We start from the raw sequence: 11,772 nt of genomic DNA, 5'->3' as shown, positions 1-11,772 counted from the left end.
TGGCCGACCAGCCACCACTGGCCGTCCTGGAGCTTTTTGATCTGGTAACCGTTCACGCTTTTGACTTCAGACATCGACTCGTCTCGATTAGTAATTCAGGCGCCCATGATAATCGGCAAATGCCAAAGGGCAATCGCACAATTTCCCACGCGCGATGGCGAACAGGGCTACGCTTGCGAAGGTCACCGAACGGCGGTTACGCGGTGCTGGATGCCCTCGTACGAAGGACAGCATGGAATTCCAATAATCAGTGGGTGAAGCGTGGCGAGTGAGCTGGTTGCTGAGCTATTGGTGGAACGATCTGCGGAACTATCTGCGTCAGCGTTCCTCTACCTAGGCAGCGAACGGCCAGTAGCGGCATTGTAAGGTTATCGCCGCCTCATTAGACTGCGCCGCAACACCCCCAGCTCATCAAGGATTTATATGATCAAGAAATGCTTGTTCCCTGCAGCCGGTTACGGCACTCGCTTCTTGCCAGCGACCAAGGCCATGCCCAAAGAGATGCTGGCCGTTGTCAACAAGCCACTGATCCAGTACGGCGTGGAAGAAGCACTTGCTGCGGGTTTGACTGAAATCTCCATTGTCACCGGCCGCGGCAAGCGCGCGCTGGAAGACCACTTCGATATCAGCTACGAGCTTGAGCACCAGATCAAGGGCACCGACAAGGAAAAATACCTCGTCGGCATCCGCAGACTGATCGACGAGTGCAGCTTTTCCTACACTCGCCAGACCGAAATGAAAGGTCTGGGCCACGCGATTCTGAGCGGTCGTCCGCTGATCGGTAACGAGGCATTCGCCGTGGTGTTGGCGGATGACCTGTGTGTCAACCTGGAAGGTGACGGCGTTCTGGCGCAGATGGTCAAGCTGCACCAGCAGTACAAGTGCTCGATCGTGGCGATTCAGGAAGTTGACCCGAACGAGACCAACAAGTACGGCGTGATTGCTGGCGAAGAAATCAAACCAGGCCTGTTCCGCGTCACTGACATGGTCGAGAAGCCGGCACCGGATGTTGCTCCGTCCAACCTCGCCATCATCGGTCGCTACATCCTGACCCCGGACATTTTCGAAAAGATCGAAAACACCGAGCCAGGCAAAGGCGGCGAAATCCAGATCACCGACGCCCTGATGAAGCAGGCCGCCGAGGGCAACGTCCTGGCGTACAAATTCAAAGGCAAGCGTTTTGACTGCGGCGGTGCCGAAGGCTACGTGGAAGCGACCAACTTCTGCTTCGAGCACTTCTACAAGACCGGCAAATCGACTCAGTGATGCATCTGTATCGGTAGTCAGCGTCTAGCTGTGCTGTCAGACAAAGCCACCTTCGGGTGGCTTTGTCGTTTCTGTCCTGCGGAACTTGCCGAGCGCGCTCAAGCGGTTATGCTAGCGCATCGCTTGGGAGAGACACATGAGCTACGACTTTGACCTTTTTGTAATTGGCGCGGGCTCGGCCGGCGTCCGCGCAGCGCGGTTTTCCGCCGGTTTCGGCGCGCGCGTGGCCGTGGCCGAGAGCCGTTATCTGGGGGGCACCTGCGTCAACGTTGGTTGCGTCCCGAAAAAGCTGATGGTCTACGGCGCGCACTATTCCGAAGACTTCGAACAGGCAAAAGGCTACGGCTGGAGCAGTGGCGAGGCGCATTTCGACTGGCCCACCCTGATCGCCAACAAGAACCGTGAAATCAGCCGCCTCAATGGCGTCTACCGCAAGCTGCTGGACAGCAGCGGCGTGACACTGATGGAAGGCCATGCGCGCCTGCGCGGCCCCCACGAAGTCGAAATCAACGGCCAGGTTCACACGGCCGAGCACATCATGATCGCCACCGGTGGCTGGCCGCAGGTGCCGGACATTCCGGGCCGCGAGCACGCCATCACCTCCAACGAAGTGTTCTTTCTCGAACAGATGCCCAAGCGCGTCGTCGTGGTGGGCGGCGGCTACATCGCAGTCGAGTTCGCTTCGATCTTCAACGGCCTGGGCGCTGACGTCTCGCTGATGTACCGCGGCGAATTGTTCCTGCGCGGCTTCGACGAAAGCGTGCGCACCCATCTGCACGAAGAGCTCGCCAAGCGCGAGATGGACATCCGCTTCAAGACCGAAATCAACAGCATCGAAAAGCTGGGCGACGGCACCTTGCAACTGAACCTGAACGACGGCACCTCGTTCAACACCGACTGCGTGTTCTACGCCACCGGCCGCCGTCCGATGCTCGATAACCTGGGCATGGACACCGTCAACGTCGAGCTGGATGAGAAAGGCTTCATCAAGGTCAACGGTGACTATCAGACCACCGAGCCATCGATCATCGCCGTCGGCGACATCATCGGTCGGGTGCAGTTGACGCCGGTGGCCCTGGCCGAAGGTATGGCCGTCGCGCGGCGCCTGTTCAAGCCCGAGCAGTACCGCCCCGTGGACTACCGCCACATTCCCACCGCCGTGTTCAGCCTGCCGAACATCGGCACGGTCGGTCTCACCGAGGCCGAAGCCATGAAGGACGGCTATGAGGTGCAGGTGTTCGAAAGCAAGTTCCGGCCGATGAAGCTGTCGCTGACCGACAATCAGGAGCGCACCCTTATGAAGCTGGTGGTCGACGCCAAAACCGATCGCGTGCTGGGTTGCCACATGGTCGGCCCGGACGCGGGCGAGATCATCCAGAGCCTGGCGATCGCGCTCAAGGCCGGCGCTACCAAACAGATTTTCGACGACACCATTGGCGTGCATCCTACGGCGGCGGAGGAATTCGTCACCATGCGCACACCGACGCGTTAAGGCATGCGCCGCGCGCGTGATTGAACGACGCGCGGCACGTGCGAACGGTCCGGCCTCCATGGAGGGAGCTGGACGAGCCATTGTTTTTAGGGACGGACCCACTCTTTGACCAGCACGAGTTTTTCGGCAGCCATGCCCTTGAATCCAGCAGGACCTGACGACCAGGCGCTTTCCAGAACCGAAACGCTTGAGGAAAGTGAGCGGCAGTTTCGCAGCCTCGCCGACAACATGAGTCAGTTGGCCTGGATCGCCGATCCGGCCGGGCGCATCCATTGGTACAACGAGCGCTGGTACAGTTACACCGGCACCTCGTACGAGGCGATGATGGCGTTGGGCTGGCGATCGTTGCATCACCCTGACCATGGCCAGCGAGTCGAGTCGCGCCTGCAGCGCTGTTTCGCGACTGGGTCATTGTGGGAAGACACCTTCCCGCTGCGTGGCAAAGACGGCCAGTACCGCTGGTTCCTGTCCCGTGCGTTGCCGATCCGCGACGACCGCGGCAGCATCACCCACTGGCTGAGCACCAGCACGGACATCACTGCGCAAGTCAGTGCCGAAGATGCGCTGCGTGAGCTGAACGAGAGTCTTGAGCAGCGTGTCGCCGCGCGTACCCGTGAACTGGCCGAGAGCAATGAGCGCCTGCAAATCGAAATCAGCGAGCGCGCCCAGGCCGAAGAGGCCCTGCGCCACGCGCAGAAGATGGACGCCATCGGCCAGCTCACTGGCGGCATCGCCCACGATTTCAACAACATGCTGACCGGCGTGCTTGGCGCGCTGGACCTGATTCAGCGGCGGGTGGCCGCAGGTCGCGTGTCGGAGATCGATCGTTACATCGAGGCCGCCATGGGCTCGGCCAACCGCGCCGCCTCACTCACCCATCGCCTGCTTGCGTTCGCCCGTCGCCAGTCGCTCAATCAGTGCCCCGTGGACGTCAATCACATGGTGGCGTCGATGGAAGAGTTGCTGCGCCGCACCATCGGCGAAAGCATCGAGCTGGAAGTCGATCTGCACGGGACCTCGTGCCTGACCAACACCGATGAGCACCAGCTGGAAAACGCCTTGCTCAATCTGGTGATCAACGCCCGCGACGCGATGCCCGATGGCGGCAGGCTGCTGATCCAGACTGAACTGACCCACATTGCCCTGTTGCAGGATGCGCTGGCGCCGGGCGACTACGTGCGCCTTCGCGTGCAGGACACCGGAATGGGCATGTCCAGCGAAGTCATCGCTCGGGCTTTCGATCCGTTCTTCACCACCAAGCCGATCGGGCAGGGCACCGGGCTGGGCCTGTCGATGGTCTACGGCTTCATCAACCAGACCGGCGGCCGGGTCAATATTTCCAGCGAAGAAGGGCGCGGCACGCGGATCGATTTGCTGCTTCCCTGTCATGAGGCTGCCGCAGAGTGTGCGCCCGTCGTGAACCCCAGCATCGAGCCGCCTCGCGCCAGTCAGGGCGAGCGCGTGCTGGTGGTCGAAGACGAGCCCGATGTGCGCATGCTGGTGGTGGATGTGCTGAAGGAGCTGGGTTACCGCGTGATCGTGGCCTGTGACAGCCATGAGGCACTCCCGGTCTTGCAGGGCAGCGATCCGGTCGATCTGCTGGTGACGGACGTCGGACTGCCAGGCTTGAATGGTCGTCAACTGGCGGAGGTGGCCCGTCAGCATCGCCCCGGGCTGAAGGTTCTGTTCATGACCGGCTATGCGCGAGAGGCCGAGGTGCGTGGCGACTTTCTCGACGATGGCATGGATCTGCTCACCAAACCCTTCAGCATCGATGAACTTGCGGTGCGCGTGCGAAGCCTGATCGAGTCAGACTGAACGCGCCTTCCCCGGCCCCGACGGTCCCTCAACAACGTCTTCTATTAATAAAGCATCCTTATAGTCAAAACCAATCGTTAGCATGAGCTTTGCCAATGAGTTCTTGCCGACGATTTTGCGTAGTATCCTCCCCATCGAATTTGTAGCACCCATTTCCACAACCCTCAGGAGATTCACTGATGCCTATCATCAACAGCCAAGTCAAACCGTTCACGGCAACTGCTTTCAAGAACGGCAACTTCGTAGAAGTGTCGGACGCCGACCTGAAAGGCAAATGGTCTGTGGTGTTCTTCTACCCGGCTGACTTCACCTTCGTTTGCCCAACCGAGCTGGAAGACCTGGCGGACAACTACGCCGAGTTCCAGAAACTGGGCGTCGAAATCTACAGCGTTTCCACCGACACTCACTTTGCTCACGCTGCCTGGCACAACACTTCGCCAGCCATCGGCAAAATCCAGTACACCATGATCGGTGACCCAACCCTGAAAATCTCCCGCAACTTCGACGTCCTGATCGAAGAAGCAGGTCTGGCTGACCGCGGTACGTTCGTGATCAACCCGGAAGGCGAAATCAAAATCGTCGAACTGAACGACGGCGGTGTTGGCCGTGACGCTTCCGAGCTGCTGCGCAAAATCAAGGCGGCCCAGTACGTCGCTGCTCACCCGGGCGAAGTCTGCCCAGCCAAGTGGAAAGAAGGCGAGGCCACTCTGGCACCGTCCCTGGACCTGGTTGGCAAGATCTAAGTCGTCATGACCGGAGCGGGGGCGATGAGCCCGTAGGCACGTAAACCGCATCGCCCCCAAAAAACGCCCGGGCGGTTATCGCTCGGGCGTTTTTTTTTGTAGAACTCGCTGGATTCCGAAGCGGATCCAGACCCTGAAAGTGAAGAAGGAAGCCGAACCATGTTGGACGCCAATCTTAAAGCTCAGTTGAAATCTTACCTGGAGCGGATCACTCGCCCGATCGAGATCATTGCGTCCCTTGATGACGGCGCAAAATCCCAGGAAATGCTGGCCCTGCTCAATGACATCGTCAGCAGCTCCGACAAGATCACCCTGGACACCAATGGCAGCGATGCCCGCACGCCGTCCTTCGCCCTGAACAGCCCGGGCCAGGACATCAAGCTGCGCTTCGCCGGTCTGCCAATGGGCCACGAATTCACCTCGCTGGTGCTGGCACTGCTGCAAGTCGGCGGTTACCCGTCCAAATCCTCCGAGGAAACCATCGAGCAGGCCCGTAGCCTGACCGGTGAGTTCAAGTTTGAAACCTACTTCTCGCTGACCTGCCAGAACTGCCCGGACGTGGTTCAGGCACTGAACCTGCTGGCCGTGCTCAACTCGAACGTGCAGCACGTCGCCATCGAAGGCAGCCTGTTCCAGCAAGAAGTCACCGACCGCCAGATCATGTCGGTGCCGAGCATTTACCTGAACGGCGAACTGTTCGGCCAGGGCCGCATGAACCTGGAAGAGATTCTGGCGAAGATCGACACCAGCGCCGGTGATCGTCAGGCCGAGAAGCTGAACGCCAAAGAAGCCTTCGACGTTCTGGTCGTCGGCGGTGGCCCAGCCGGTTCCGCCGCAGCGATCTACGCTGCCCGTAAAGGCATTCGCACCGCCGTGGCAGCCGAGCGTTTCGGTGGCCAGGTGCTGGACACCATGGCGATCGAGAACTTCATCTCGATGCAGCATACCGAGGGGCCGAAGCTAGTGGTCGCCCTCGAAGAGCACGTCAAGCAGTACGAAGTGGACGTCATCAACCTGCAGCGCGGCGAGCAGTTGATTCCGGGCAAGAATGGCGAGCTGCATCAGGTCAAGTTCGCCAGCGGCGGCGTGCTGAAAGGCAAGACCGTTATTCTGGCGACCGGCGCACGCTGGCGTGAAATGAACGTCCCGGGCGAGCAGCAATACCGCAACAAGGGCGTGGCGTACTGCCCGCACTGTGACGGTCCGCTGTTCAAAGGCAAGCGCGTCGCGGTGATTGGCGGCGGCAACTCCGGCGTCGAAGCGGCCATCGACCTGGCCGGTATCGTCTCCCACGTGACCCTGCTGGAATTCGACGCCAACCTGCGTGCCGATGCGGTGCTGCAACGCAAGCTGCACAGCCTGCCCAACGTGACGGTCCTGACCAGCGCGCTGACCACCGAAGTCACCGGTGACGGCCAGAAAGTCAACGGCCTCCGCTACAAGAACCGCCTCACCGGTGAGGAAATCACCGTTGAGCTGGAAGGCATCTTCGTGCAGATCGGCCTGCTGCCGAACACTGAATGGCTCAAGGGCACCGTCGAGCTGTCGCCACGGGGCGAGATCATCATCGACCAACGCGGTGAGACGTCCATTCCGGGCATTTTCGCTGCCGGGGACGTGACCACCGTGCCGTACAAGCAGATCGTGATCGCGGTCGGCGAGGGCGCTAAAGCCTCCCTCAGCGCCTTCGACCACCTGATCCGCACCAGCGCCCCGGCGTGATGGTTTATTAGTGGGACCGGCTTCAGCCGGGAAGACTTCGGTTGCCACATCGCAAAAATGATGGCGTACACACCGGCCTCTTCCCGGCTAAAGCCGGTCCCACTAAAAGCAAAACCTCATGAGCGATCATGAGGTTTTTTTTGTGCTGTCATTTAGGCGACCCCGCCTTGTGGAGCCGGGCCTGCATGATATTCTCGCGCCCGTTTTCAACTCTGCCGTGGGATCCCCCGTGAAATTCATCCACCAACGCGAACACCTGAATGAAGGCGACATCGTGGTGATCGAGTCCTCGAACGCCTGCAATATCCGCCTCATGAGTGACGCCAACTTCCGCAGCTTCAAGAACGGCGGTCGCCACACTTATCACGGCGGCGCCTTCGACCGCTTTCCGGCGAAGATCGTCGTGCCCAGCACCGGCTTCTGGAACATCACTCTGGACACGGTCACCCAACGGGCGATCAGTGTGACGCGCAAGCCCAACCTCAAACACTCGATCAAAATCGTGCGCCGGACAGGCTCAAAGCTTCAAAACTGAGTGGCTGATGACTGCGCATTCAGCGGCGCGAATCAGGCCCGCCATTGCAGCGGGCCTGGGGCAGGGGGGTCAGAGTTTCGGCAGCTGACCGATGCGGCCCATCATCTCGGTGACGATCTGCAAGTCCAGCAGGAACTGCTCGGTGGTCTTGAACTCGGCGTCGGTGTGACCGGTGTATTTGACGTCGGGTTTAGCCAGACCGAACTGCACGCCGTTGGGCAGCTCATGCACGGACGTGGCGCCGGCGGAAGTGCCGAACTTGTGCTCCATGCCCAGGTTCTCGGTGGCCACGGCCAACAGCGCCTTGACCCACTCGCCCTCGGGATTGCGGTACATCGGCTCGGCGATCGAGTAATTGAAGCCTGGCGTGATATGGCTCTGCTGGGTCCAAGCGGTCAGCTTCTGTGCGATTTCCGCCTTCAGCGCTTCCGGTGATTTGCCCCTTGGCACGCGCAGATTGACTGCCAGTTTGAAGGCCTTGTCGTCCATCGCCACGTAAGTCAGCGAGGCCGTCAGCGGGCCCATGAACTCATCACTGAAGCCGACGCCCAGTTTGGCGCCCAAGTAGTCCAGGCCCCAGTTGTCAGCGGCGTAGCGCGCGGCGTCGGTGATCGCGTTGTGCTTGAGCGCGACCTTACCGTCCAGGCCGTTGATGAAATCGAGCATCCGCGCCACCGGGTTGACCCCCGATTCTGGCTCGGAAGAATGCGCCGACACGCCGGTGACGGTCAGCTTGACGTCCTTGCCGGCCACTTCCGCGTCGACCTTGAAGTTGCCGCCGTTGCGCTGGGCGTACTCGGCGCCGGCTTTCTGCAACTCGGCCGCGAGTTCAGCGGGTTGATCGCTCACCAGCGTGACGACCGATTTTGACGGGATCTGGTTAGTGGCCATGCCGCCGGTCATCGAAGTGATTTCCGCGCCCGTGCCTTCGGCGGTGCGACGGGCGAAGCTGGCCATGACCGTACCGTAGCCCTTTTCCGCGATGACCACCGGGTAGCTGCCGTCGAGCGCCAGGTTGTAGGCCGGCGTCGGGTTGCGCTCGAAATAGTAGGGAATGGCGTCGCCGGAGGTTTCTTCGGTGGTGTCGATCAGCAGCTTGAAGTTGCGCGCCAGGGGCAGCTTTTCTTCCTTGATCACCTTCATGGCGTAGAGCGCGACGACGATGCCGTTCTTGTCGTCCTCGGTGCCGCGCCCGTACATGCGGTCGCCGATCAGGGTGATTTTGAACGGATCCAGACGAGTGCCATCGGCCAGCACCCAGTTGTCCAATGTGACCGGCACGACGTCGGCGTGGGCATGAATGCCGACCACTTCAGGGCCCGCGCCCTCAAGGGAGATTTCATACACGCGGTTGTCGATGTTACGGAAGGTCAGGTTGAACGACTGCGCGAGGGTTTTGATTTTCTCGGCCATCTTGATGAACGCCGGGTTGTCGTGCTGTGCGACGCCTTCAGTCTGGAACGTAGGAATGGCGACCAGCTCGCGCAGAGTTTCGGTGGCGGCGCTGCCGTATTTCACCCGCGCATAAATCCCCAGCAGGCGATGGATATCGTTCTGCTCATCGGCGGACAGCTTTTTATTGCCGAGGAAGGCATTAATCGCTGGCTCGATGCCGGCAGCCTTGACGACGTCGGTGGTGCTGATCGTCTTGAGGAATTGGCGGAAATCCGTGACCGCGTTTTCTTTGAGACTGCCGACAATCGTGCTGCTCTGTTGCGCGGTGAGGTTGGCAAAGGCAGCCGGTGCAAAGGCGGAGACGCCGGCGAACATCAAAGTGGCGGCGGCGAGTTTTTTGAGTGAAAAGTCCATTGGGTGGGGCATTCCTTGGCAGGCATGTTGAGAGAAATGTCTGATCATTCGATCAGAAACCACCGCACGCTACCATCGCCGGTGGAGCAGGGGGAGTCCTCATGGCGATATCTGTCGCCTTCAAGGGGAAAAGCGGCGCAGAACCGTAAATGACTCAGGCCATTGAATGGCCTGAAAAAATAGGCGTGAACCCGCCTCGCTCATACGCCATAACCGTCTACGCTGATGGCGCAGCGCGACGGCATGGTGTTGATGTACATGGTTTTCCGTAGCCGCAAACCTTTCAGGCGCTACCACGCCCGGCTATCTCACTGAGGAACTCCATGAAACTGCGTCAATACGCTGACCGGACGCTGCGTGCGTTGCTGGTCATGATGAGTGTAGGCATCTGCCAGGCGGCAGAGCAGCAGCGTGTGAACATCGGTTCGTTGAACATGACCGGCGGCAAGATCACCCGTTGCGACTTGGGTTATCGCACCTACGGCACCCTGGCAGAAGATCGCAATAACGTCGTGCTGGTGACCACCTGGCTCGCCGGGCGGACGTCCGACCAGGGCGACATGATCGGCCCCGGCAAGTTGGTCGACACCAATCGCTGGTACGTGGTGGCGATGGACGCTATCGGCAACGGCGTGTCGTGCTCGCCGTCCAACAGCCTCAGCGCGCCGCGCCTGAAGTTTCCGCAGTTCGGTATTCGCGACATGGTCAAGGCGCAGCATCGCTTGCTCGCCATGTACCTGGGCATCGATCACGCCCACGCCATCGTCGGCATTTCCATGGGCGGCATGCAGGCCTTGCAGTGGGCGGTGATGTACCCGGACTTCGCCAGCAAGGTGGTGACCATCGTTGGCACGCCACACCCGACCGAGCGCGATCTGCAGGCATGGAATGCAGAACTTGCCGCCATCGAACACGCGCCGGGCTGGAACAACGGCAACTATGGGCCGGGCACGGTGTTCAAGCAGCTCACGGCGGTACACAACGGTTATCTATGGACACCGGAGCGTGCTGCAGCCAAGCCGGCGGGGAACAGGCCTGCGCCTGGCGGCAACGTTCCTGCTTCAACAGGTGGCCAGCCGTTCAGTACGGTCGACTGGTACCGGCAATTGCAGGCGATGACGTCCTTTGATCTGTTGCGTCAGGGCGATATGGCCGCGCTGGCCGGTAAGATCAAGGCGCAGCTGTTAGTCATCACGTCAGAACGGGACCGCATGGTAGACCCGGCGCCTTCCAAGGCGCTGGCCGCTCAAAAGCGCGCGCAGTTGCTGGTGCTCAACAGCGATTGCGGGCACATGGCGCCGGCGTGTGAAGCAGACAAGGTGAATGAGGTGGTGAAGGCGTTCCTTAAATAGGACGGCGGCCTCCGGTTGTCAGCGGTGCACTGGCCAGTACGGCAAGCCGGCGGCGAGAACCTGCCGCAGACGGCAAGCATTGTCGATTACGCGGCTCATCACGCCCTGGCGCGTGGTCTGCAGGCCAGTGCTGGCGGGCCTTTCAGGTGGATCAGGCGGTATGGCATCGGTTTTGCTGCTGTCGGGGTACATCGGACAACCTGAACAGGAGGTGAAAGATGTTAATCGGCAACAGTGCCATCCAGCAGTTCGTGTCGAAGGCTGTAAGCCACACCCATTACGCCACGACGGACACGGATGCCTACAACAGCGCCATGGCCGGCGCTGCCACACCCGTGGCGGCGATTGCGAGCAATGGTGAAGGCGCGGCGCAAAGCAGCAATGACGGCAAGCAGGGCTACGACGAGTCGTTTGCCAAAATGATGGTGAACCTGAAAGCAGCGGCGGCCAACACGGCGTCGTCGGTGACGGACGATGACAAGGCAGCCGCGGCTGCGGCGTTTGTGTCCAGCGCTGACAAGCAGGTCGCGTCGTCTGACAGCGTCAGTAAGACCGTCTCCGATGAACTGGCGGCCAGCGATGGCACGGCGGGTTCTGACGGCGCGGGTTCGGTGAAGGATCAGTTTCTGTCCTACATGAACCAGACCGACGCGGAGAAGGTGCGGCAGCGGTTGACGGGTGTCAGCAAGGCGGAATACGACGCCATGACGCCGGAAGAGCAGGCAGCGGTGGACAAGCAGGTGACCGAGCTGCAGAAGCAGAAGACGGATCAGCAGGTCGCTGAGCGGGAGGTGAAGACCAGGATCGCCATGGCAAAGGCGGAAATGGCCTGATCTGTTGGCGCCTCGGGTGCTCTGCCTAACGGCAGAGCGTTTCGCCTTCGGCGAGTTACTTGGAAAAGCACCCCAAGTAACCAAGGGTGCTTGCTCTCGGTTTGGCCCGACTTCGTCGGGTTCCTTCACTCCGGTCCCGCTCCGTGGGCCCGCGCCGAACGGACATCCATGTCCTGACGGCGCTCTCGCCGCATCCATGCGG

Annotated in this window: 10 protein-coding genes; 9 read left to right on the top strand and 1 reads right to left on the bottom strand. The window is 60.6% G+C overall.

Translation table 11 applies throughout. The features are described 5' to 3' along the window. The 7 genes from QMX88_RS26950 to QMX88_RS26920 form a co-directional block, all read left to right on the top strand. Positions 1–272: hypothetical protein (locus tag QMX88_RS26950; protein WP_282373311.1), on the top strand; the 272-nt coding region annotated here is incomplete at its 5' end. Positions 273–423: 151 nt separating this feature from the next. Then, positions 424–1,266, top strand: a complete 843-nt coding sequence (gene galU, locus QMX88_RS26945) for a UTP--glucose-1-phosphate uridylyltransferase GalU (protein WP_192172113.1) — start codon at positions 424–426, stop codon at positions 1,264–1,266. Positions 1,267–1,402: 136 nt separating this feature from the next. Then, entirely contained in the window at positions 1,403–2,758 is a 1,356-nt protein-coding gene (gene gorA / locus QMX88_RS26940) for a glutathione-disulfide reductase (RefSeq protein WP_282373309.1), read from the top strand. Positions 2,759–2,863: 105 nt separating this feature from the next. Next, positions 2,864–4,576 carry an ATP-binding protein gene (locus tag QMX88_RS26935; protein ID WP_442969504.1) on the top strand — a complete coding sequence of 571 codons (1,713 nt, stop codon included), beginning with the start codon at positions 2,864–2,866 and terminating at the stop codon, positions 4,574–4,576. Between the two features lie 179 nt (positions 4,577–4,755). Further along, positions 4,756–5,319, top strand: a complete 564-nt coding sequence (gene ahpC, locus QMX88_RS26930) for an alkyl hydroperoxide reductase subunit C (protein WP_065987199.1) — start codon at positions 4,756–4,758, stop codon at positions 5,317–5,319. A gap of 159 nt (positions 5,320–5,478) precedes the next feature. Beyond that, positions 5,479–7,041 (top strand): alkyl hydroperoxide reductase subunit F, encoded by a 1,563-nt coding sequence (gene ahpF, locus QMX88_RS26925; protein WP_282373308.1) that lies wholly within the window; start codon positions 5,479–5,481, stop codon positions 7,039–7,041. A gap of 229 nt (positions 7,042–7,270) precedes the next feature. Then, a complete protein-coding gene (locus tag QMX88_RS26920) occupies positions 7,271–7,576 on the top strand; it encodes a DUF1883 domain-containing protein (RefSeq protein WP_282373314.1) in 306 nt (101 codons plus the stop codon). A 69-nt stretch (positions 7,577–7,645) separates the two neighbouring features. On the opposite strand, the gene QMX88_RS26915 is transcribed toward QMX88_RS26920, so the two are convergent. Continuing rightward, on the bottom strand, positions 7,646–9,385 hold the full coding sequence (locus tag QMX88_RS26915; RefSeq protein WP_282373307.1) for a dipeptidase: 1,740 nt from the start codon (positions 9,383–9,385) through the stop codon (positions 7,646–7,648). Positions 9,386–9,708: 323 nt separating this feature from the next. Between QMX88_RS26915 and QMX88_RS26910 the strand changes: the two genes are divergently transcribed. Then, on the top strand, positions 9,709–10,737 hold the full coding sequence (locus QMX88_RS26910) for an alpha/beta fold hydrolase (RefSeq protein ID WP_282373306.1): 1,029 nt from the start codon (positions 9,709–9,711) through the stop codon (positions 10,735–10,737). A gap of 218 nt (positions 10,738–10,955) precedes the next feature. Continuing rightward, positions 10,956–11,570, top strand: coding sequence for a hypothetical protein (locus QMX88_RS26905; protein WP_192172106.1), 615 nt, complete (start codon positions 10,956–10,958; stop codon positions 11,568–11,570). The last annotated feature ends 202 nt before the right edge of the window (positions 11,571–11,772 follow it).

This window comes from Pseudomonas sp. PS02290, from assembly GCF_029960075.1.
In the GTDB taxonomy this organism is placed as follows: domain Bacteria; phylum Pseudomonadota; class Gammaproteobacteria; order Pseudomonadales; family Pseudomonadaceae; genus Aquipseudomonas.
The sequence above is the reverse complement of the archived record's forward strand: the minus strand, read 5'-3'. Positions and strand labels throughout refer to the sequence as shown.